The organism is Anaerobacillus sp. QJM3NY_32 (genome assembly GCF_056173645.1).
Genome location: NZ_CM149684.1, coordinates 3,659,204 through 3,683,718, shown reverse-complemented (window position 1 = coordinate 3,683,718; position 24,515 = coordinate 3,659,204). Strand labels below are relative to the sequence as shown.

The 24,515-nt window shown below is 39.1% G+C and carries 17 protein-coding genes; all 17 read left to right on the top strand.

Going from position 1 to position 24,515, the window contains the following annotated elements; genetic code table 11:
- Positions 1–11 precede the first annotated feature (11 nt).
- The 17 genes from AC0VYH_RS19140 to AC0VYH_RS19060 all read left to right on the top strand — a co-directional run bounded on the left by AC0VYH_RS19140 (position 12) and on the right by AC0VYH_RS19060 (position 24,494).
- On the top strand, positions 12–4,163 hold the full coding sequence (locus AC0VYH_RS19140; RefSeq protein ID WP_475367982.1) for a cell wall-binding repeat-containing protein: 4,152 nt from the start codon (positions 12–14) through the stop codon (positions 4,161–4,163).
- A 123-nt stretch (positions 4,164–4,286) separates the two neighbouring features.
- On the top strand, positions 4,287–5,078 hold the full coding sequence (locus AC0VYH_RS19135; RefSeq protein ID WP_475367981.1) for an SGNH/GDSL hydrolase family protein: 792 nt from the start codon (positions 4,287–4,289) through the stop codon (positions 5,076–5,078).
- A 104-nt stretch (positions 5,079–5,182) separates the two neighbouring features.
- The gene (wecB, locus tag AC0VYH_RS19130; RefSeq protein WP_475365868.1) at positions 5,183–6,325 is read left to right on the top strand and encodes a non-hydrolyzing UDP-N-acetylglucosamine 2-epimerase; all 1,143 of its coding nucleotides are present in this window, start codon (positions 5,183–5,185) and stop codon (positions 6,323–6,325) included.
- Positions 6,326–6,484: 159 nt separating this feature from the next.
- Entirely contained in the window at positions 6,485–8,566 is a 2,082-nt protein-coding gene (locus AC0VYH_RS19125) for a cell wall-binding repeat-containing protein (RefSeq protein ID WP_475367980.1), read from the top strand.
- Between the two features lie 39 nt (positions 8,567–8,605).
- Positions 8,606–9,208, top strand: coding sequence for a hypothetical protein (locus tag AC0VYH_RS19120; protein ID WP_430245828.1), 603 nt, complete (start codon positions 8,606–8,608; stop codon positions 9,206–9,208).
- Positions 9,209–9,529: 321 nt separating this feature from the next.
- Positions 9,530–10,309, top strand: coding sequence for an ABC transporter permease (locus tag AC0VYH_RS19115; RefSeq protein WP_475367979.1), 780 nt, complete (start codon positions 9,530–9,532; stop codon positions 10,307–10,309).
- Positions 10,310–11,035 (top strand): ABC transporter ATP-binding protein, encoded by a 726-nt coding sequence (locus tag AC0VYH_RS19110; protein WP_194218730.1) that lies wholly within the window; start codon positions 10,310–10,312, stop codon positions 11,033–11,035. It abuts the gene before it with no gap.
- Complete coding sequence (locus AC0VYH_RS19105) at positions 11,032–12,243, top strand: glycosyltransferase (RefSeq protein ID WP_475365865.1); 1,212 nt, start codon at positions 11,032–11,034, stop codon at positions 12,241–12,243. The genes AC0VYH_RS19110 and AC0VYH_RS19105 overlap by 4 nt, the downstream gene beginning before the upstream one ends.
- 58 nt (positions 12,244–12,301) lie before the next feature.
- A complete protein-coding gene (locus AC0VYH_RS19100; RefSeq protein ID WP_475372928.1) occupies positions 12,302–13,585 on the top strand; it encodes a nucleotide sugar dehydrogenase in 1,284 nt (427 codons plus the stop codon).
- Positions 13,586–13,597: 12 nt separating this feature from the next.
- Positions 13,598–14,968 (top strand): nucleotide sugar dehydrogenase, encoded by a 1,371-nt coding sequence (locus tag AC0VYH_RS19095; protein ID WP_194218733.1) that lies wholly within the window; start codon positions 13,598–13,600, stop codon positions 14,966–14,968.
- Between the two features lie 23 nt (positions 14,969–14,991).
- Complete coding sequence (locus AC0VYH_RS19090; protein WP_475372927.1) at positions 14,992–17,118, top strand: glycosyltransferase; 2,127 nt, start codon at positions 14,992–14,994, stop codon at positions 17,116–17,118.
- A gap of 22 nt (positions 17,119–17,140) precedes the next feature.
- Positions 17,141–17,842, top strand: a complete 702-nt coding sequence (locus tag AC0VYH_RS19085; protein ID WP_206759423.1) for a glycosyltransferase — start codon at positions 17,141–17,143, stop codon at positions 17,840–17,842.
- Positions 17,843–18,167: 325 nt separating this feature from the next.
- Positions 18,168–19,856 carry a class I SAM-dependent methyltransferase gene (locus tag AC0VYH_RS19080; protein WP_475372926.1) on the top strand — a complete coding sequence of 563 codons (1,689 nt, stop codon included), beginning with the start codon at positions 18,168–18,170 and terminating at the stop codon, positions 19,854–19,856.
- On the top strand, positions 19,853–20,917 hold the full coding sequence (locus tag AC0VYH_RS19075) for a glycosyltransferase family 4 protein (RefSeq protein WP_475372925.1): 1,065 nt from the start codon (positions 19,853–19,855) through the stop codon (positions 20,915–20,917). Before AC0VYH_RS19080 ends, AC0VYH_RS19075 begins: the two co-directional genes overlap by 4 nt.
- A gap of 226 nt (positions 20,918–21,143) precedes the next feature.
- Positions 21,144–22,370 (top strand): glycosyltransferase family 4 protein, encoded by a 1,227-nt coding sequence (locus AC0VYH_RS19070; protein WP_475372924.1) that lies wholly within the window; start codon positions 21,144–21,146, stop codon positions 22,368–22,370.
- On the top strand, positions 22,367–23,485 hold the full coding sequence (locus AC0VYH_RS19065; protein ID WP_475372923.1) for a glycosyltransferase family 4 protein: 1,119 nt from the start codon (positions 22,367–22,369) through the stop codon (positions 23,483–23,485). The genes AC0VYH_RS19070 and AC0VYH_RS19065 overlap by 4 nt, the downstream gene beginning before the upstream one ends.
- Positions 23,486–23,525: 40 nt before the next feature.
- Positions 23,526–24,494 (top strand): LCP family protein, encoded by a 969-nt coding sequence (locus AC0VYH_RS19060; RefSeq protein WP_475372922.1) that lies wholly within the window; start codon positions 23,526–23,528, stop codon positions 24,492–24,494.
- Positions 24,495–24,515: the final 21 nt, after the last annotated feature.

Here is a 24,515-nt window from a genome sequence, read left to right as displayed (position 1 = left end):
GATTTAATTAAATGACGTTTAAGAAAAAAGTCCTGACTATTGTTGCGGGCGCTTCTCTTGTTGCTTCTTCATTCGCGGGAATGACGTATAATCCAGAAAAAGCTGAGGCCGCTTTAACAGAAACGAAGAAATTTAAGCTTCCTGTCACACAGGAGATTGCCTCACTTGCTGCAAGTGAACAATCAAAACAGGAATTAATTATTGTTGCAAAAGAACACGGTGGGGCTGATCTTACAAAAGAGCTTGAAAAACTTGGAGTGAAAGTAAAGAAGAATACAAACAACTATTTGTATCTTGCTGAAGTTCCAACAAATAAAGTTCTACAGGTATATCGTTTAGACTCTGTTGGTATGCTCGGGGCGAACAATGAAATCGTGCTGGATGAAGGTCCGAAAGAAGATACTGATCTTAAACCGAAAGTGAAAAACCCTGAAGATGTTGTTAAACCTGCAACCGAAGAAACTCACTCAGCAACCGGTGTTGATGAATTCCACGACAAGTACGATGGATCAGGAGTGAAAGTAGGGATTATTGACACTGGAGTCGATCCAGGCCACGAAGCCTTTACTCAATATAATGAAAAAGGCGAAATTATTTCTTCTAAAATTAAAGGCGTCGTAGATACAGTAGGAGAAGGAGACGTGTGGTTTCAGCAGGAAGCAGCTGAAGGCGACTCTATTACTGTAGAAGAAGACACATATAAAACAGAAGGTATTGATGCGGAAGACGATACATATTATTTCGGTACGTTGAATCCAGCATCTTATGATGTAGATGGAAAAGGCAAGCCGTTGTATAGAGACTTAAATGGAGATGGAACAGGAGATGCTAATTTCGATGTTCTTCTCGTAGATGACAAAGTCTATATCGATATCGATCAGGACAAAGATTTCACTGACGAAAAAGCATATGGCGAGGGCGATGTTGATAACATGGACCTTAACCCCGAAGACAAAGTAGCTGGTGCTAACTTTAGAATTGCAAGTCCTAGTCCTACTTATCAAGGTCATCAATTCCCGGATTCAACATTGTATCCATTCCCAGTTGCAACAATTTTCTTTGATGGTGACGGTCATGGTACACACGTATCTGGTATTACGGCTGCAAATGGGCCAGACCGAGAAAATGAAACTGGCGCTGTAGCAGCTGAAGGTGTAGCACCTGGGGCAGATCTATACGGTCTAAAAGTATTTGACTCCGCCGGCAGAACTTACGGCTGGAGTATTGCGAATGCAATGTATCTTGCTGCTGTACCTGAAGAGTTAGGTGGATTTGGTACAGATGTCGTAAACATGAGTCTTGGCTCCTCACCAGACCTTAATGATGGATCCGGTGCTTATGCGAAAATCATTGAAGATATGGGCGAGCTATTCGATACGATTTATGTCACTTCTGCTGGTAATGATGGACCCGGCGTGGATTCTGTAGGTGCTCCTGGTGATGGAGTGAAAGCTCTTTCGATTGGAGCATACATTAACAGTAAGATGTGGGCAACTGAGTATGGATACTACCCATATGGGAAAAATGCAGATGGATCTCCAGTACAAGGTGAAGGTCTATGGTACTTCTCAGCAAACGGTCCAACTGAAGACGGTCAACAAAAACCAGACTTCGTAGCACCAGGATCTGCTTATGCTTCTTTCCCAGAGCATTTAGGTAATTACGAAGTTCTTCAAGGAACAAGTATGTCTTCTCCATATGTAGCTGGAGCGGTAGCAACACTAAAGCAAGCTGCCCTTAAAGATCGCATTCCGTTCGATTACGAGCTTGCTCGTGAAGCACTTATTCAAACAGCTGTTCATGTGGACGGCTACACGCGTGTTCAAGAAGGTGCTGGTCTAATTGATGTACCCGCAGCCTATGAATACATTCGCAAGCATTTTATTAATGAAGTAAAAGAAGTCAATGTAACGGTTTACCACGGTGAGAAAGTTTCTGGTGGACCAGGACTTTATGTTCGAAACAAAGAAGTACCTGAAGAAGTTAAAGTAACGGTAGAAAACCCAACAGATGAGACGAAAAACCTTAATATTTCATCAAACTCTGATTGGTTTACTCCTTCTGTGAAAAGCATCAAACTTGCACCAGGTGAATTTAAGGAAATGACTGTGAAGTATGATAAGAGCAAGATGAATATTGGTGTTAATGCAGGCACACTTTTGATCGATGATCCAGATACCGCTTATGCAGAAGCACGTTCTTTCCAAACCATCATACTTGGAGAAGACTTTACTTCTGAAGATCGTTTCCGTTTAACACATGAAGATGAAGTGCAGTCTTCGAAGACGAAGAGTTATTTCTTTAACGTTGAAGAAGGCGCACAAGAAGTGCGATTTGCCTTGGAAGCTCTTAAAGAAAACGATGAATTCCAGGGACGTGTTCGCATGCTTGTTATGAATCCTGATGGCGATCAGGTTAACGCATTCCAGGGGTATGCTGGTTATGATGGTATTGGCGTAGAAGACTATGTTGCGAAAAGTCCTAAGTCTGGTGTTTGGGAAGTAGCGGTCTATGGTACTGCAGCTCCAAAAGACGACCTTGATATGAACAAATTTAAACTAGAAGCATTCGTTCAGGATATTGTATCTAGCCCAGGAAGAATTGCGCTTGGTAGCGCTATGCCGGGAAGTGAAGTATCTAAATCTGTCACATTTGAAAACTACTTATCTACGAAACGCTCAGTAGAAGTAGTAGGCGGCGCATTTAGTAAGCCTGAAACAATGAAAAGCCGTGAAACAGTCAAAGGTGAGGGCGGCGTCTATGATAAGACAATGACCTTGAAGAATAATATTTCTCTCGATGTAGCAATCGGCAATACGAGTGATGCGGGCGATGATCTTGATCTTTACCTTTATCGTTCAAAAGATGGTAAAACGATTGGGGATTATATTGCCATTGATGCAGACGGAGATTCTGAAGAATCGTTCTCTGTTAAAAATCTTCCAGATGGTGAATATACAATCCGTGTAGAAGGTTATTCAACGGTTGGAGATACTACAGATTTCGATCTCTCTGTTACAGAAGCGAAGGTGCTTGAAGCTGGTGAAAAAGGTGCCGGTAAGATTGAAGTTACTGGTAAGTCTAGCTTTGATTTAGGGGTAGGTAAGAAAGCAACGACGGATGTGAAAATTACGACACCAGAAAATAGTGGTAAATATACAGCTGGAGTATTCTTGAAAGATAAAGCGACTGGTGAAGTTCTTTCAATCGTGCCTGTTGAAACAGATGGCGATATGGTAGAAGTGGTAGCAGGGGACAATCGCTTTGAAACGGCTATTGAAGTATCAAAGCAAATGTACCCAGAAGGAACTACTGCTGATACAGTATTCATCGCAACTGGATTTAATTTCCCGGATGCACTATCTGCTGGACCATTAGCAAGTGCTTACGATGCACCAATTTTACTTGCTAATAAAGATGGTATGCTTTCAGATGAAGTTCTAAACGAAATTTCTCGCCTAAAAGCTAAAAATGTGATGATTCTTGGTGGCGAAAATGCAATCTCGAAGAAAGTAAACACGCAGCTTGCAAACATAGGCGTAAGTACAGCTGATATCGAGCGCCTTAGCGGAGACACTCGTTATGATACGAACGTTCAAATTATTAATAAGCTTGCTGAAAAAGGTTCAACTAGTAAAGCGGTCTTCCTTGCTACTGGTAAAAACTTCGCAGACGCCCTAAGTGCAGCTTCCATTGCTGGTGCTAACGATATGCCAATTGTACTGACTGATGGAAAAACGCTTACTGAAGATGCGAAAAAGCTAATGAAAGGTAAGCAAGTATATGTTCTTGGTGGAGACGCGGTAATCTCAGATGAGGTAGTTGATATGACTGATGAACTATCGCTTACGACAAAACGCCTTGCCGGAGCAAACCGTTTTGGTACGCTTGTTGAAATTCATAAAGAACTAGGTACAAATACAGATCAACTGTTTGTTGCTAATGGAATGAACTTCCCGGATGCACTTGCAGCTGCACCACTTGTTGTGAAAGATCAAGGTAGTATGTTCCTTGTGAAGAGTGATGAAATCCCGAAAGAGATTGAATCTTATCTTGTTAAGTACTTTACAACAACGGATGTATCTGGAGCTAAAGTTCTTGGTGGAGAAAATGCCGTGAACAAAGATGTGAAGAATCAACTAAACAAATGGTTAAATAAGTAATTATCCCAAAAAGCCGCTCTCCTAAAAAAGAGCGGCTTTTTTAATTTATACTTGCAATCATTTTCCCTTTATTACAATAATATTAATAGATACCATTATTCGACAGATTTCAGGGGGGAATGTATGAAGAATGTAGTATTATTGATTGCGATCATTGGGTGTCTAGCACTTGTAATATCAGGAAAATTTCATTGGGACGATAAGATTGCTCAAACAGGTGAGAGTGTTAGTGCAGAAGTCGATTCAAACTCGAATTTAGATACTCGAAATAGTGAACTTAATGAAAAGCCGGTAAGTGATAAGGATTTAGAAAAACTTGTTTCCAATTTTCCAGAGCAGGTACAGGAAAAAATAATGTCTTCTATTGATCCGATTTCAGTCGCTATTGTTGGGTCTGAATCGATTGGAACAAAGAAAAATGGACTCAAGCAAAGCGTTGAAAAAGGTTTGGAAGAGTCGTTTTGGAAAGGGGCTTTTACTGTGAAGGCGTTCACCTTTGAAGAAGCCACAACAAAGACGATTGTTCAGGATGAGTTATATGATGATGTTATCGACGAAAATCCAGATATTGTTGTATTAGAAGCCTTTACGTTAAATGACAATGGGAAGGTTATTATTGATGAAGGGCACCAGAATCTTTCGACTGTTATGTCAGAGTTAAACGAGTCGTTACCTGGTGTGAGCATTATGCTAATGCCCTCTAACCCAATTGCGGACCCCGGCTATTATAATATTCAAATCAATGCGTTAGGAAATTATGCTGAAGCGAATGACCTCATTTATTTAGATCACTGGTCAGTCTGGCCAGCTGTTGATAGTACAGAAATAGAAGACTATTTAGTAGACTCAAGGCCAAATGATAAAGGCTTTGAAGTTTGGGGAGAATTTATCGTGGATTATTTCAGTGGTCACTAAATAGGTAGCCTTCCTTATGAATAGGAAGGCTTTTGCTTTTTTATGTGTGTTTTAATAAGATGGTACTGAACATGCACCATCATTCGACCAAAAGGAGAGTCAACATGGCACCTGTTAAAGTAATGAGTGTATTTGGGACAAGACCTGAAGCGATAAAAATGGCGCCGCTAGTGAACGAATTAAAAAAGCATCCACAATTTATTACGCCACTTGTTGCTGTAACAGCGCAACATCGAGAAATGCTTGATCAAGTTTTATCTATCTTTGAGATAGAGCCAGATTATGATCTCAATATCATGAAAAGCAAACAGACGCTTGCTGATATTACAACGAGAGCCTTAAATGGTCTAGATTCAATCATGAAGGAAGAAAAGCCCGATCTCGTACTTGTTCATGGTGATACCACGACGACGTTTGCTGCAAGCCTAGCTGCTTTTTACAATCAAGTAGCTGTCGGTCACGTGGAAGCTGGTCTAAGGTCTTTTAATAAGATGTCGCCATATCCAGAAGAAATGAATCGTATGATGACCGGTGTACTTGCTGATTTGCATTTTGCACCGACGATGCGAGCATTTGATAATTTATATAATGAAGGAAAAGTAACAGAACGTATTTATATTACTGGAAATACAGCAATTGACGCTTTGAAGCATACTGTGAAAGAGGATTATTCTCATCCACTTTTAGAACAAATTGATGGCAAGAGAATGATCCTGCTTACTTCACACCGACGTGAAAATCATGGAGAACCAATGAGGAATATTTTTCAAGCAGTTCGCCGCATTATAAATGAATATGATGATGTGCATGTGGTATTTCCTGTTCATTTAAATCCAGCTATTAGACAGTTAGCGGATGAAGTGCTAGGTGGACAGTCACGTGTTCATTTAACTGAACCTCTTGATGTGATTGATTTTCATAATTTTGCATCAAGAGCTACGTTGATCTTAACGGATTCGGGTGGTGTGCAAGAAGAAGCTCCATCTCTTGGTTCACCTGTTCTTGTATTAAGAGAAAATACGGAAAGACCTGAAGGCGTATCAGCGGGTACACTAAAACTTGTTGGAACGGATGAAGAGACGATCTATTCCACGGCATCAACTCTTCTCACAAGTAAGGAAGAGTATTACAAAATGTCTCAAGCATCTAATCCTTATGGAGACGGTGAAGCATCTAAGCGAATCGTTGAAGCGATTTTATATTATTATGGAGTATCTGAAACGAAGCCCGCCCCATTTGTTGAATAAATGATGAAAAGCCTTTCTGCTTAGAGTGCAGAAAGGCTTTTTTGATGCTAATGTTATATCGTCCAAATCACACATTTTAGAATAATTTGTCAAGGAGCATAGAAGTTCCAGTCATACTATAATAAAATGTAATAGATTACCATGATAGGAGAGTGGGATATGAAGAAAAGGTTAATTGTTCATTTTTTTCTTTTGTTGATCGTGTTTTTGTTCAGTCCGTCATTTGCTGCAGCAGAAAAATACATAGTTATTGATCCTGGACATGGGGGACGTTTTACAGGTACGTCTGGTTATTCTGGGGACCAAACAGGCTTTTATGAAAAAGTTGGGACACTTGAAATCGGTTTAAAACTAAAAGAAAAATTGCAAGGAACCGATATCAAGGTATTTATGACAAGACAAACGGATCGAGATTTTGCGCAAGATTCAAAGGAAGATTTGATTGAAAGAACGAAAATCGCAAACAATTACGTAAAGGGGAATAATGACAATTCACTTTTTATCTCCATTCATCACAATGCCTACCCTTTTAGCACGCTCGTAAAAGGATATGAAACCTACTATTATAGTAAAGCGGCAGCATGGGATGAGGAATACCCACCAGATCCCATTCAAGTTAACTTTGAATCCGAAAGTCGCAGGTTAGCGAGTATCGTTCACCCGCAAGTGCTGAGTAAAACCGGGTTGCTCGATAAGGGTATCCAAAATGATCAGGCTTTCTTTGTTATTCGAAATGCACAGATGCCGTCTGTGCTCGTAGAACTTGGCTATATGTCGAATCCTTCAGAAGAAAATCTGATCAAAACAACCCGTTTCCAAAATGATGCAGCTGATGCGCTTGCTCAGGCTGCAATTAAATTCTTTAAAGTGTTTGAAGTGAAAGACAGTAGCGGAAATGAAATTAAGCAATTCACTTCACGAGATGATGCGATAACCTTCGCTAAGACGCTTAAGAATGTCACGGTATTTGATAAAGATAAGCAGGAAACGATCTATGATTCTACTAAAGTAAACTATGAGGTGTTTAGTAAAGGAAAAGCCGAAGCTGAGTCTTTTACTGAGCTTTCGGATGCCATTATTTATGCAAAAGAGCGAAAAAATACGAAAGTGATTGATAAGAAGCAAGGCACGGTCGAGTGGTCGAATTATTTAACGCGCCCTTATCAAATCCAGAGCAACGATGGCTCAAGTCACGGTAATTATTATGAAAAGGGTCAGGCCATTGCAGCGGCTAAAGTAATGAAAAATGTAAAAGTGATCAATCGATCGTCTTCTGATATTCTTTGGACGAACATTTCCGGAGAAAATGTTACAAAGACTCTTAATAGTAAAGCCCTCTTTGGAAGCGACCGATTTGAAACAGCTGTAAAAATATCAAAAGAAATTTATCCTAATGGATTTAAAAGTAGTAAAGAAGAAAAGACAGTTGTCCTTACGAATGGATTAGGTTATGCAGATGCCCTTTCTGTTGGCCCTCTTGCTGCCCAACTAGGAAACGCGCCTATCCTGTTAACTAGAGGCTCTTCACTTGACCCCTTTTCCGAAAAAGAAATCAATCGATTGGGTGCTAATAAAGCCCTTTTGGTTGGTGGAGAAAATGCGATTTCAGATAAGGTTGAAACGCAAGTGAAACAATTAGGGGTATCAGTAGAACGAATTGGTGGAATCGATCGGTATGAAACAAACTCTATGATTAATGAGAAACTTGATCATGTTGAAGGTGTGTTTGTAGCGAATGGCTTGAGCTATGCAGATGCGCTGGCAAGCGCACCAATCGCTTCATCAACCGATTGGGCGATTATTCTAACTGATAAGAAAAAAATAACAGCGGAAGCTCTCTCGTATGTAAAAGGAAAGAGAACAGCTATCCTTGGTGGCGAAGCTGCAATTTCTTCAAATCTAGAAGAACAGTTGAGAAACTTGAATGGCACTACTGTGAAGCGTTTGGCTGGCGAAACAAGATATGAAACGCTTTCTGCTATTTTAAATGAATTCAGTGATGAAATGGCATCAGACACCGTGCTCCTTTCAATAGGTCAGGACTTCCCGGATGCCCTGGTTTCTTCCGCGATTGCTTCACAAAAAGGTTCGCCGCTAATACTTGTACACGATGAATTGAATTCATCTGTTCAAGATGCTCTATTTGAATTTGGAATGAAGAATCGGGTAACATCACTGTTCACTGTAGGTGGAAAAGTTCAGGATAAGCCTAAAAACCAGGTGGCTAATCGATTGTACTAATTAAGGACTTTTATAGTTATTTTAAGTATGGAGGCCGATATGAAAAAAATAGGAATAAGTTTACTTCTAGTGATACTTCTTACGACTGGGTGTGGGACAGCGTCATTGAAAAATGGCTCAAGTGAAACGAGTAAGGTCAGCGGAGAAACGAGCGAAAGTAGCGAAATGAATTTTATGATGTATCGACCTGAAACAGGTGTAACAAAAACGTTCAAGTCACAAGGGAAACAGCTCTTTACAGAATACATTGTTGATCAAAATGAAGAATATATTCAAAGAGTTATTACCCTTGGTGACATGGAAACGACTCAGGTAGTTCAATGGACGAAAGATCGAGCTTCCATCGTAGAAGAAAGTCAATCAAGTAGTAAGGAAAGTGTACTAAATGGATACGAGTCATTAGAGGAAGTAGAGACGCTGTTCGATCGTTCCGAAAAACAAGATGGAATAGAAATAACAACGGTGGATAAAGTTGAAGTTCCTTATGGCAGCTTTCATGACGTAATTCAAGTTACTAAAAGGCAAGATCAAATGATCATGACGATTTTCTATGCAAAAAGTGTGGGAATGATTAAGCAAGTATATGAAACAACAGAAGAAAACGCTGAAAGAGAAATAGCGGAATTAACCAAAATCGAATAAGACAATAAAAAGCAGCCGACTGGGCTGCTTTTTTATTGTGGGAGAACTCCAAAAGTTATTCGACAAAAGATGGCAATTCAGGTTGAATTATGAAAGAATAAGTTAATCGTTTCTACTTTTTGAGAAACGTTAAGATTTTGTAAATTACGGTTGAATAAAGGGGGAGATGAGCGAAAAAGTGTAGAGAAAAGTCGATATAGCAAGGGTTATTACCTAGGATGCCACGCTTCTGATATTGGTAGACGACAGGAGCGGAATTATATAAAATATAATATGACGTTTGGAAATATAAATGCAGTTAGATTAGGAGTTAACAAGCGAATGATTAAAAAATTACTTAATGATTGGCGAAACAACAAAGATTTGCTTTATCACCTAACCGTATCCGAGCTGAAATCGAATACAGCTAGAACATATCTTGGAACATTATGGTGGATTGTCGATCCGATTCTGTATATGGCGATTTATTATTTTCTCGTAGGGATTGTGTTAGATCGAGGTGGAGACGATTACGCTGTTTATCTTTTTACAGGTTTAATCCCGCTTAAATGGGCAACCGCTTGTATGGTAGATGCGACTACGGCGATTTCTTCAAAAGCGCGAATTTTGCAGCAGGTCTATGTGCCGAAGCTAACCTTTATTCTAGTGAGACTTGGTGTTAACACATTTAAGTTTCTTGTGAGCTCTGTCATTATGATTTTGTTCCTCTACTTTAGTGGAGTGGAGTTGACAGTTAACGCATTGAATTTCTTTATATTAATCGTATTGAACCTTCTTTTATTGCTACCAATCATGATTATTATGGCTCATATTGGCGTGTACTTAAAAGATATTAAGAACATGATGCAATACATTTCGCGCACATTGCTTTATCTATCTCCAGTACTCTTTCGAATGGAATCGGTGCCTGAAAATATAAGAGGTCTTCTTTACTTAAATCCTTTTACAGATTTTCTAGTTTCCTATAGAAGTATCTTACTTTATAAAGGCCAGCCACTGTGGGATAATCTCTTCATCATATTAGCGATTTCACTAGTCCTATTGTTTATTGGACTACGCATTTTGAACAAATACGACAAACAATATGCCAAGGTGATTTAATTGAAAAAGGACATTATTGAACTTAAAGATATTTGGGTTTCTTATCCTGAGCATTCAGATAATCCATTGAAACAATTGCTTAGCAAAGAAAAAAAGCAGTTTTGGGCATTAAAGGGTCTAGATTTCACTGTAAAGAAAGGTGAAGTTCTTGGTATTATTGGTCGAAATGGCTCAGGAAAGAGTACCCTTTTAAAGCTAATGAGTGGCTTAATTGAACCAGATCAGGGAGCTTATCATGTTGAAGGGAAGCGGCCGATGCTACTCTCTCTTGGTGCAGGGTTTCAACCTGAGTTATCCGGAATCGAGAATATTTACCTAAATGCCCTTCTGTTAGGAAATCGCAAAAAGAAAATCGATGATAACCTTGAAGCGATTATTGAATTTTCCGAGCTAGACGACTTTATTTATAAACCGGTAAGAACGTATTCATCCGGTATGAGAGCAAGACTTGCGTTCTCTACTGCTATTATGCTTGACCCAGAAATTCTATTGATTGATGAAGTTCTCGGGGTAGGGGACTCTGCGTTCCAGAAAAAATGTAAAGATGCCATATTAGAGAAAATCCAACAGGATCGGACCGTTATTCTCGTTACGCATTCATCAGGTCTTGTGAAGCAGATCTGTGATCGGGTTGTCTGGATTCACCGCGGTGAGCAAAAAGCGGTTGGAGATACGAAAGAAATTGTCGAGCAGTATGATGAATTTATGAAGGCTAAGAAAAAATGAAGCACATCTTAATGGTTCTTTTTAAAGACATTGATTACGATGCACGGGTTCAACGTGAAGCCATTGCGCTTGCCGAAAGTGGCTATCAGGTAACCATTTGCTGTTTAAATGAATTTGATACTGATCCGCCTTTTTTGCATGAATTGATCAAGATTAATAAGCTAGCCATTTCAACAAAACAGGCAAAGAAGGGAATGGCTACTGGACCGTCGCGAAAACCATCTGTTGTAGCGAAAATGGTTAGAAATCCAGCCGTGAAGCTGGCGAAGGATCAATATGCCAGCTACGAGTTTTACAAAAAAGTAAAGGGAACGATGGCTTCTGAAACCATTCATGCGATTCACTGTCACGATTTAAATACGCTCGATACCGGTAAGCGTTTAGCAGAACATTTTCATAGCAAGTTGATTTACGACTCCCATGAACTTTTTAATGAAATGACCGGTCGCAATCCGCTTGATCGACGTTTTGGTTATTATTTGGAAGGCAAGTTAATGAAACATGTTGATCGTTTTATTACCGTAAATCCGTTTTTGATCGATAAATTCAATAAACGCTATGGCGAACTACCACCCTCAATTTATTTGCAGAATATACCGCTCCTTCGTTTGGAACAAGAGCGTAAAAATGATCATTATTTTCATCATCTTTTTGGGATACCTACTGATAAGATCATTCTTCTATATCAAGGAGGGTTCTCGAAAAATCGCGGAATTGAGCTTTGTGTCAGAGCCATGAATCATTTGCCTGATCCGTATCACCTTGTTTTGCTTGGCGATGGCGATATAAAGGGAGCACTTGAGCGTTTAGTGGACGAACAGAAGCTCACCTCAAGAGTGCATTTTCATCCTAAAGTACCGCCTTCAGAAATACTTTCACTAACAAAGGAAGCAGACATTGGACTCGTGATGTACGAAAATGTAAGCGAAAATAACTATTATTCTACACCGAATAAAATATTCGAATATATGTTAATGGGGCTTCCAGTAGTATCTTCTAACCATCCAGGGAAAGCCTATTTATTAGAAGAATATGACTTTGGTTTACCTGTTGCAGAAGATGAACTAGCCATTGTAAAAGGTATTGAAGCTATTCAGCAAAGAAGCGATTATTACGTACAAAAATGTAATGAAGCGAGTAAAGTATTGAATTGGCCGAATGAATCCCGAAAGTTAATTCAAATGTATGGTGAATTATTTTCGAAGTAAGTAAGGAGAATTCGTAGATCTTAATTTCTGAAGTTACTGTGAGTGAGGAGTTGTAATTATGAAACTTGTCGTAATGGGCCTTGGATACATCGGGTTACCGACTGCTGTCATGTTTGCAAGGCACGGCGTTCAAGTGCATGGCGTGGATATTAATGAGCACGTGATCGAAACGTTAAAAAATAAGACGCTTCACATTGAAGAGCCTGGTCTAGGTGAGATGCTGGTTGAAGCAATTGATTCAGGTCATTTAACTTTTGGAACAGAACCGGTGTCAGCAGATGGTTTTATTATTGCTGTACCAACGCCAGTTAATCCTGATAAAACGGCGAACTTAAATTATGTGCGATCGGCGGCTAAAATGATTCAGCCTTTACTAAAGGAAGGGAACCTGGTCATTCTTGAATCAACAAGCCCTCCTGGCACGACGCTGAAGGTGCTGTCACCTATTCTAGAGTCATCGGGCTTAAAAGTCGGAAAAGATTTGTATGTTGCTTATTCTCCAGAGCGGGTATTGCCGGGTAAATTACTGGATGAACTTGTTCATAATAATCGAATAGTAGGCGGCGTGAATGGTGACTCGAGTATCATGACGGAGAGAATTTACAAAATCTTTGTAAAAGGAATGATTCACCAGACTGATGCAACTACGGCAGAAATGGTAAAATTAATGGAGAATACGTATCGGGATGTGAATATTGCGTTAGCTAACGAATTGGCGCGTATTGCAGAACAGGTGGGATGCGATATTTGGAAAGCTGTCGAGTTGGCTAACTGCCATCCAAGGGTTAACGTACACTCACCTGGCCCAGGTGTTGGAGGGCACTGCATCGCAGTTGACCCCTGGTTTCTAGTTGAAGCAAGCCCAGGAGATGCTAAGTTGATTCAAACAGCGCGAGCAATCAATGATGATGTCCCGAAAAGGATCGCCAACCAAATTAAGGAGCGAACTGAAGGAGTTGCAAACCCAAAAGTATCTTTACTTGGACTTGCTTATAAAGGAAATATTGGTGATGCGCGTGAAAGTCCATCACTGACTATATTGCAGGAACTTGAAGATATGGAAATTGAGTGTGCAGTTCATGATCCATACGTAGTCGATAAGCGGATTAAAAACCAATTTGATACAGTAGAAGAAACTGTACGCCATTCAGATTGTCTCATTATTTTAACAGATCATAATGAATATAAGGCGTTAGACCTTAAATCTCTAGCTCCTTTGATGCGTCATACGTTGCTTTATGATACGAAGAATTTAATAAATAAGGAGCAGGCAGAGAGTGCTGGCTTCCGTTATGAAAAAGTAGGGGAATCCCAAATCAACACGAATTTATTACATTTATAAAGGATGAATGAGATGAAGGAAGCATTGTTAACGAAGTTTGAAACAGGTAATGCACGTGTAGGAGTTATTGGACTTGGCTATGTAGGACTTCCCCTTGCGGTTGAAATGGCACAAAAGGGTTTTGAAGTATATGGAATCGATGTATCTAAAGAAAAAATGGACATTCTAAATAACGGGAAGAGTTATGTAATGGACATTTCTGATAACCAAGTAGAGGCCATTATTGGTAAGAACTTCTTCCCTGGAGATGATTTTTCAGTTATCTCTAAATTGGATGCTGTTAGTATTTGTGTCCCAACACCTCTTGCTAAAACAAAAGAGCCAGACGTTTCTTACATCAATGCCGTTGTTGAAAAATTGGTTGAGTTTATGACAGAAGGAACGCTAGTTGTTCTTGAAAGTACAACTTATCCAGGAACAACAGATGAATTGATTAAAGCTGTCATTGAAGAAAAGACTTCTTTCCGTGCGGGTGAAGATTTCTTCCTTTGTTTCTCACCTGAGCGTGTCGATCCAGGTAACCAGCAGTTTAATACAAAAAACACACCTAAAGTGCTCGGTGGTGCAACAAAGCCATGTCTTGAACTCGGAGTCTCTCTTTATAGCTCGTTCCTTGAAAACATCGTTCCTGTTAGCTCAACAAGCGTTGCTGAAATGGTTAAGCTTCTTGAAAACACTTTCCGTAGCGTTAATATCGGTCTTGTGAACGAGCTAACGATGATGTGTGATCGAATGGGAATCAATGCTTGGGAAGTTATTGATGCAGCAGCTACGAAGCCATTTGGCTATATGCCTTTCTATCCTGGTCCAGGAATTGGTGGACACTGTATTCCGCTTGATCCAGCTTATCTTTCGTGGAAAGCAAAGATGTTTAATTTCTATAACCGTTTCATTGAACTTGCAAGTGATGTGAATGGAAACATGCCACGCTATGCGCTTAATCAAGCTGCAGATATTTTAAATGATAATGAGAAGTCCATTAAAGGATCTAAAATCTTTATTTTAGGTATGGCATATAAGAAAAACATCGATGACCTACGTGAATCTCCAGCACTTGAAATTTATCGCCTTCTTGAAGATAAGGGAGCACACGTGTATTATCATGATCCGTTTGTTTCAAGCTTTAAGAATGGAGAAGAAGTTGTTTATTCCGTTGAGCTCAACGACCAGAACCTTGATGACGCTGATCTCGTTGTCATCGCGACTGATCACACAACAGTAGATTATGATTATGTCATTGATCGTTCTAAGCTCATTTATGACACACGGAATGTAACAAAGAACTACAAAGATTCGAAAGGTAAAGTGACGCTACTAGGTGGACAGCAGAACTTTGATCTACCGACGAATGTTGAAGAAAACTCAAGTGTGAATCCTAAGTAATTGAAGTAAAAGGAGAATTCTACATGAAATTTGATGTTAGCCCATTTTATACAGAAAATATCGAGGTTTCTATTAATGAGGGTTGCTTAAACAACAAAATGATCGCAAGCGGAAGAAAAGCAAATTCCCTTCTTATTCTTTCTGGTAATGGGGAAACACAAGCTTCATTAGAACTAGCAAGACTTGATCAACGTGTGAAGGAGCTTGTTCGTTTTGATGAGGAACTGCAACGAAAGAGTGAGTCATATCAATCACTGCCACGAGAGCTTCAGGAAAATATCATAATTCAAAAAGCGAATTTCTATCGTTCAGAAGAGCTAAGCTCATACCAAACAGACATGGTGCTTTTAGAAGGAAGCTTTACAAAAAGGTTCTTTGAAGAAGCATTTCTTGGAACGTTACATGGTTTAGTTTCCGAAGACATCAATGGTACGATTGCAGTCAAATTACCAATGAATGAAGAAATTACAGAGGACATTTCAGAAGTTGTTCTTTGCTTAAACCAATTTTTCATAGCAACTTCTACGGGGTTTGAAGATGGTTATTTCTTTTTCCTGGGAGAACCCCGGACTGCACTTCCTGAAGAACGGATCAAGCAAGAGGTTACAAGTGGCCTACTAGCTGCGATTTTGAAACTTGAGAAAGCACTCCAAAAGTTGAATCAAAGTCATCCTGTGGTCCAAGAAAAGAGTGACAATCAAGAAAATGATGAGATTGCAAAAGCGGTGGCAAATCAGAATCTTGATCAAATGATTCAGCAACAGTTTCAAATTCGAGAGCTTAGTGAACAGCTTAAGGTTCTTAAAAATGATTCAAAAAAGAAAGAAAAACAGATTACTCAGATCACAAAGAAATACAACCGTGCTCAGCACATCGTAAACCACTTGGATTCAAATGCGTCGGCTAGATATTTAATTGGTGATGCTGTCATGGGATCAACAAAATCATTCGGTCGAGCCATTCGACTTCCGAAGCGACTTGTTCAAATTTACAGGGACGCTAAAAATGGTAAATTAGGTCGAATTAAGAATGGTTCTGGATCATTTGAGATTGAACCGATCGATGATGGAAATGCCATTCTCTTTGTACCAACTAACGGGGCGGGTCTTGGACATCTCACGAGATTACTGGCTATTGCAAGACGAGTAAAGCGTATTGACCCATCTAAGAAAATTATTTTTCATACGACGAGTTCAGCCATGCACTTGATATTGCAAGAAGGGTTTCTAGGTTACCACTTACCTTCCAAAATGCTCTTTCCTAAAGAAATGAGCGCAAAGCAGTGGAATGCGATGCTACGTGATCATCTTGAAACGGTTATTAGTATTCACCAGCCAGAAACGATTGTTTTTGATGGTGCGTTTCCTTATGCGGGTCTTGTTGCCTCAATGCGTAAAAAAGACGGATTGAGAAAGATCTGGGTGAAGCGAGGACAGCATAAAGAAGGTAAAGCAGAGTTAGTGGAATCGAAAGAAGCAGAATTCGACGAGGTTTATGTTCCAGGTGAAGCTGGTGGGGAAAACAGTATGCGAAAAGAAGGAATGAAAACGTACTGTGAGCCAGTGTTATATCTTGATCGAGAAGAGCTAAAGGATCGTGAGAGTGTTCGTCGACAATGGAATATCCCAGAAGGTATGAAGATGGTGTATGTTCAGCTTGGAGCAGGTAAAATCAATGACATTCATTCAACGATTTCTATTCTTCTTAATGAACTGCTAAAGAGAGATGATGTTTTCGTGGTAATTGGGGAATCCATTATTGGTAATCGAATGGATTTAAAAATGGATCGTGTTCTGACACTAAGAGACTATCCGAATTCGATTTACTTCAATGCTTTTGATCTCATCGTTACAGCTACTGGCTATAATACATTCCACGAAGTGATGTATTTTGGAGTGCCATCGATCTTAATTCCCAATGAGAATACAAAAACAGATGATCAGGTGGCAAGAGCCATGATCGCTGGAGACGCTGGGGCTGCAATCGTCTTAAGAGATCCAGGCGCTACTGATTTTGAAAAAGCGATTCGAGAAGCTCTTGATGAAGAGAACAATCGAAATATGAGGAAAAGTGCTCTTTCACTTATGAAGGAGAATGGAGCACAGCAAATGGCTGAAATGATTGTTCAGAATGTAGCAGCTAATAAATAGAATTGGATTTGGGAGAGTGAAGATGATGAAACGAAAAATTCTAGTGCCAATCGCATTTAATAACTGGGCTTTAACAGATGTGAATGAGAGTCGTTTAACGAAAGAATGGATTGACCATCGTATGGAGATTTTCATGAAATACACATGCAAAAGTCTTAAAGCCCAAACGAACCAGGATTTCACTACAATTCTTCAGTATGATCAGCGTTCAGAAGAGCATGTGATGAACGCTCTTAAACAGCACGATCCACTTCCAGATAATATTAGATTCGTGCCTAAGAATGCCTATAACAAAACATTAGAACGTGAAATTCAGGACTATGATGAAGTGTACTTCGCCCGCATTGATTCTGATGATATGTACCACAAAGGTTATTTTGATTTTCTAAAAGATCATCAGCCAGTTGAAGGTACTGAGGCACTTATCAACCAGTATGGCTATTTTTATGACGAGTATTCAGATAAAGTAGCAACTGCCAAAATCAAATCACCACCTTTTTATACACTTATTTATAACGTTGCTGAATATTTAGAAGGAAAGCGCCACCCTGTAAAAGGGCATTTATCGGTGCACAGCCTGAAACATGAATTGTTAGAGCCAAGAAACTATGTGCAAGTTATTCACTCGAATAACATGTCTACATCATTTGAAAATCGCTACATCGATGGATTAGTTGAAGATGAGAATGAAAAAAATCAAATTCTCCGTAATTTCTGGGGATAAACGTTTGTATGAAAAGCTGTCGGGTTGTGCCGACGGCTTTTTTTACTAATAGTTCTTGGTGTTTATGCGCTAAATGAAAGCGACTTAGAAAATAGCGATAAAATAAGTGGAAGCTTATTTGTAAATAGAAGCAAGAACCCTTCATGCGATTGATTTCATAATAAAGAATGCCACCTCATTTTTTAACAGTAGCTTTAAGGAAAGATGTAAAACATTCGAAATTTACCATTTAATCCTTTTTTGATCATGTGGAATCATATATAATTCAAATAAATGGTATTCAATTAATCAGCTGCTTTGGCAGTAGAATCAGGAGAATGGTATGTTGAAAAATCAATTAACACATTTACAAAATGAGTCATTTACCATTCCTGAATCTCAACGCTCCAGACTAAGGTGGTGTGGGTCTAGAGCTTCAGGGCAACATATACTTCACATTAGTCAAAAACCAGGTATTCTCTCGATCATTAATCAAGATCCTCAGCTAGATGTTGTAAATATTTTCGCTAGTGAAGACTCGGTAGTTCTTACTCATCCACTAAGTAAAGATTGTGTAAGTACCTTTTGGTCGGGGGATTTGAAGAGCGAGATTCCTTTTCCTATGAATTACTTCGATGCCATTATTACGGAAGACACGTTAATCGAAGTTATGTCTTCGCAGAATAAAGAAGTCCAGAGATTACTTAAACCGAATGGGAAAATAATTGTAACTGAAGCATTAGAACATGCAGGAGAATTAAGAGATGAGTGGGAAACACTATTTCATAACTTTGAAGAAATTGATATGCGCATTGATGAACACTACGTGAGTTGGGTTGGACGAAATGTTGTAAATCCCCCTACAGATTATGGGGAGGCAGGGAAAGCTTTTCTTGAAGAAATAAGAAAAGTCATAGTGAAAAAGAAAGCTAAGCGTGCTGCCTTGTTACAAAAAGAGCTAGAAACGAAAAGAAATGAGGAAGTAGTTAGGCTTGAAGAAAAGAATAAACTTCTTATGCTGCTCCCTATTATCAAGAAAAAGCACGAAGCGCGAATTGATCAAATCCAGTTAACGAGTGATGAGAAAAAGCGCATTCTTCAAGAGCCGGAAGAAACGATAGTGAAACTTAACAAAATGAGACCTGAAGAGCAATTAGCTCATTTTTCAACGTTAGGAAAAATGACAATTGTCTATTGGGATTCCGAAGTATATAGAAAAAATAGTCTTAAGCTTGCACATCAGTTAGTGGAAACACTGAGGAATAGGGGTAAAAATGTCGTTTACGTCTATGAAGAGGAAAACGAATTGATAAATCCCATTCACCTTGATGGATCGAGGTTCTTACAAATTTCAACTTCTGAATTCTGGAGAAGCCTCCATTTATTTGAAGAGCCAGAAATGTATATTACTCATTCTGATCTCCAAATAGCCAAAAGAATGGGGCGATTGCAGTGGAAGAAATGGAGTATCTTCTATTTACCAGAAAAGATAGTAGATCGTGATGCTCACTTATTTCTGATGAATAGTCTTGATCCAAGTCACTTTCTAGTGTCAATGGGACGCATGCATCCCATTAAATTAAGGGAAGAAAATCCTGTAGTGAACACATTAACTAATGAATCTTCTCGTATTGTAATCGGTTTTGTTGGTGATCTTGGAAAAAACTGCATTGATTATCAAGCAATCAAAGATTTGCTCGTGGAAAACAAAGGTCTAGGTATAGAGTTAATAGGGTACAATCTACCAGATTCAAAGCCTATCAACTCGAAAAGACTTACGATCAGAGAGTATGCAAACGATGTTGATTTAATGAAAAGAGTCGGAAGATGGACAGGTGGCATCCTTCCATTTCGATATTCGGCGTCAACCTCCGCGCTTGTAAAGATGGAAAGCTTAGGCATTCCTATATTTCATTTTAAAGAATGGAGTGCTCCACTAGAAGATCAGGAAGTTATTTCTTATGGTAGTGGAGAGAAAGTCAGTGTCTTGTTAGAGGAAGCTGTCTTACACTTAGAGGGGAGGAACGCTCGTTGAAAATCCTCTATATTTATCGCTATTTATTACTAGGTGGAGTGACGACACAACTTGCGAATAGACTTGGGTTTCTAAAATCGATTAGTGATCCCCACCTTATCTTTCTATCCGATCATGGGGGACAGACGGCCTTTGGAGATTACGAGAAAATCCATGTTATGACAGAACCATTGACCATCTATCAGTATATAAAAGAACATGATTTCGATTTAATTATTGCAATTGACACGAAGGAAATAACGGACTACTTAATAGAAGTTCATTGCAAGACCCCCATTATTCAAGAAGTACATGGTATATCTTATAAGCTAAATTATTTAGTAGAAGAGGATCAACGCCATTTCCAGGGGTATATTGTGCCTTCGAATTATAGTAAAAACAGAATTATAGAAGATTATTCTGCACCCGAAGAGCGAACATATGTCATTCCAAACTGTCTAGATACGACATTGTTTTCCCCCAAAGAAGTAGAACCGATTACAAATAAAAAGATCATTTGTTGGGTTGGAAAACTCAATGATCATAAAAATTGGCAAGGTTTTTTGGACCTCGCAGCACGAATTTCTCAGAAGAGAGATGACTGCGTTTTTTGGATTGTCGGTGGAGAGACTGCTTCGTCAAAAGCAACTAAGCACCTTTTTCAGGAAGCAAACAAGCGAGAGCTCAGTATTCACTGGATAGACCGGATGGAGTATAGTGAAATGCCAAAGCTGTATGCAATGGTGGCCAAAAGCGGTGGTTGTACAGTGAGCACTTCCAAAGGAGAATCGTTTGGGATGAGTTTGATTGAAGCGATGGCTTGTGGATGCCCTGCAGTAGCACCGAGGGTTGGAGCTATTCCTGAAATATATCTGGGGGATTTAGGGCGCCTAACATATGAATTACACGATTTGGTAGCGTGTGAGTCTATTGTGGATAGTCTCCTTGATAATGAAAAGGAACGAAATGAGCAAATTCAAAAGGGAATTCAAAAGGTACAAAAACACTATTCAATTAATCAAGTCGTCACCCAATACTTTGAGCTACTTCAAACATTATCTACTGTTCAAAAAGTCTGGTAAAATACCGGGCTTTTTGTATGTCGTCCGCTTCTACTCGTAAATAGCTATTGTTGTTAGCAAAAATAGTGGATGGAACAAATTTAACAATAGGAATTATGAACTGAGTGTAAATTTTTGTTTACACTTCTGATCCATTCCTCAATCAACTTTTCTTTCGAATCATAACGAAGTATAATGAAAGAAGTGTTTTTATGTCGTATTCTGGTTAAGAGGGAAAGGATTCATTATGAAGATTTTATATATATCTCAACATTTCCCGCCCGAGATAGGTGCAGCTCAGGCGCGCGCCTATGATATGTCAATGAACTTGGTAGAAGAAGGTTGCGATGTAACAGTAGTTACATCATTTCCTAATCATGTTTCTTCCAAAAAAATATTTCAATCGAGCAAGCACCTTGGTTTAAATGTTATTCGTACTTTTGTCGTACAAGATACAAAAAAGAGCAAGCTCAGAAGAATGCTGAATTACTTTTCATTTATGACAACCTCTATCATAGCCGGATTATTTGCTAAAAAACCTGACGTCGTCTTTGCTACTACCCCTCAACTTTTTGTTGGGCTTTCCGGTTATGTATTAAGTAAACTGAAACGTGCCAAATTCGTGATTGAAGTTCGAGATTTATGGGTGGATTTTGCAGAAGTTTTAAATCAAATTAATAATAAAAAATTATTAACGCTGGCTCGGAAATTAGAATGGTTTCTTTTTAAGCAAGCTGATCATATTGTTGTAGTTACGCATGGGTACAAACAATACCTTATTGAAAAGGGGATCCCTGAAAATAAAATCGATGTGATTACTAACGGTGTTAATCCAACTGAGACAGGAGTTCTAGTACCTGAAGAGGGAGTGAGGATTCGTGCTGAGCACGGTCTGGAGAATCAGTTCATTATTTTATATGCGGGTAACATGGGAATTGCTCAAGGCTTGAAAACTGTACTTGAAGCGGCGAATTTTCTGAAAGATGTCTCTTCGATTACCTTTGTTCTTATTGGTGAAGGGGCTGAGAAAGAACGTTTGCAACAGTATCAAAAGGATAAAGCTCTTCAGAATGTTCTGATCCTCGACAGCCGTGCGAAACAGGAATTGAACGGCTTTTATGCGGCTGCTGATTTATGTCTTGTTATTTTAAAGAATCATCCGCTGTTTGAAATCACGATTCCTTCAAAACTATTTGATTGTTTGGCTATGAATAAACCGATTCTATTAGGAATTGGTGGAGAGTCAAAAGAAATTGTCAAAAGTTTAAATGCTGGACTCTTTTTTGAACCAGAAAATGCTGAGTCGCTTGCGAACGTTGTGTTAGAAGCGACTTCTAATCCTAAAATTATGGAGTTATTAGAGAAAGATGTACGAAGTAAAATGTTGTTAAAATATAATCGTCAGGAGCTATCCAAGAACCTGGCTCACTTATTAGAATCTACTCAGGACAATGTAAAAGGTTGGTCGCAATGAAAAAAGTGTGTGTCATCACGTCTATTCATTCTCCATATGATGGACGTATTTATCATAAGCAATGCAAAAGCTTAAAAAGAGCAGGCTATGACGTTGTGTTAATTGCTCCAGAGCCTGAGGTGGCTGAATCTGAAGAAATTCCTCTCATTACCTTTAAACGTCCTTCAGGTGTAAAGGAGCGTCTTAAGTCAACTTTTCATTTGTATAAACTTGCGAAAAAAACAAAGGCGGATCTTTATCATTTTCACGACCCTGAGCTTATGATTGTAGGGGTTATGATCGAGGTGTTTCTTAAAAAGCCAGTTATTTATGATGTGCATGAGCATTACCCGAATACAATCATGGGGAGGGAATATATTCCTTATTTAGTGAAAGTCCCTATGAAATATGCCTATGTTGGCATTGAAAAATTGGCGTTAATGAAAATGAGCGGTGTGATTTATACCACAGAAGAAATTGGTCGTCGTTATCGCCACTATAATGGGTGTAAGATTGAAAATTACCCTCTCAAACAAATGTTTCCAGAAGCAGCTAAAGAAAAAGATAAAAACCAAATTATCTATTTGGGGGGAATTACGAAAATTAGGGGGGTATTGCAGCTGCTTGAAGGTTTTGGAGAAGTTGTGAAAAAAGCTCCTTATGCGAAATTGCTCTTTCTTGGTAGTTTTGAATCGACTGCATTTAAAGAGGAAGTAGATCAACTTATAAACAAGTTGGGTATTGATCTGAATGTAACGTTCATCAGCAGGGTACCATACGAACAGATATCGACATATGTCGAACGTTCTGCCATTGGGGTTCTTCCGTATCTACCTTACCCCAACCATCTTGTTGCCCTTCCTAACAAGTTATTTGAATATATGGCTGCTAGTAATGCTATTATCGCATCAAATTTCTCGCACTATGCGAAAGTAATCGAGAATAGTCAGGGTGGCTTAGTTATTAATCCCGAAGATTCTAAAGATATAGCCATGAAACTAAATCAACTTCTTAGTTCCCCGAGTAAAACAAAAGAGCTCGGTGAAAATGCCAGAAGAGCCTTTGAAAATACGTACAATTGGTCTTGCGAGGAAAAAAAACTGCTTGAATTTTACCATGCTTTATTAACAAGGTAGCGGTGAAATTGGAGAAGCTTGAAAGAAGCGGGGAATTTTAATGAAAAAGCAATCAAGAATAAAAAGAAGACGGAAGAAAAGCTTATTTCGCAGACTGTTAACGTTTGCACTGTTGATCGTTCTTGTCCTTATTGGTTATGGTGCTTATCTTGCCTATAATGCCTATGATGCAGCATCTGGCTCCTATCAGGGATTATCTCGAGGAGAAAAATCAGCCCTTCGTGATGCGGAGGTTGCAGTAACGAAGGATCCGATTTCGATATTAATCATGGGAATAGAGGATTATTCTACAGGCGGCGAAAATGGTCGGACCGATACGCTAATGGTAGCGACAGTTGATCCAGATTCAAAAAAAGTCAAATTACTAAGTATCCCTAGAGATTCGAGAGTAGAGATTGTTGGTAAAGGGATTGAGGATAAAATTACTCACGCTCACGCTTATGGTGGAACAGAAATGACGATTAACACTGTAGAGAATTTCTTGAATATTCCAATTGATTATTATGTGAAAGTGAACTTTGAAGGATTTAAAGATGTGATCGATGAAATCGGCGGTATAACGGTGGACGTCCCATTCGATTTCATTGCGCATACCGATGTACCAGGTGGTAGAGCAACGTTCACAGAAGGCCCAATGAACCTCGATGGAACAGAGGCACTAGCTTATGCACGAATGCGTAAGGATGATCCTCGCGGTGATTTCGGTCGAAGTGATCGACAGAAGCAGGTTATAAAAGCTGCGATGGACGAAGTTTCAACAGCATCTGGTTTACTAAAGTTGGACGACATTGCTCAGCACATTGGAAATAACATCGAAACGAACTTGAAGCCAACTGAATTATTTGCTCTTCAAAAAGCTTATTCTGGTGTAAGCTCATCTGATATCGAAAGCCTTACAATTGATGGTTCGGATGAAAGGATTAACAATGTGTATTATTTTAAACCAGATGAAGAAAGTGTAGCTTCACTTAGTCAGCAACTAAATGCTACTTTAAATTCAACTAAATAAATGAAAAAAAGCATCCGCTTA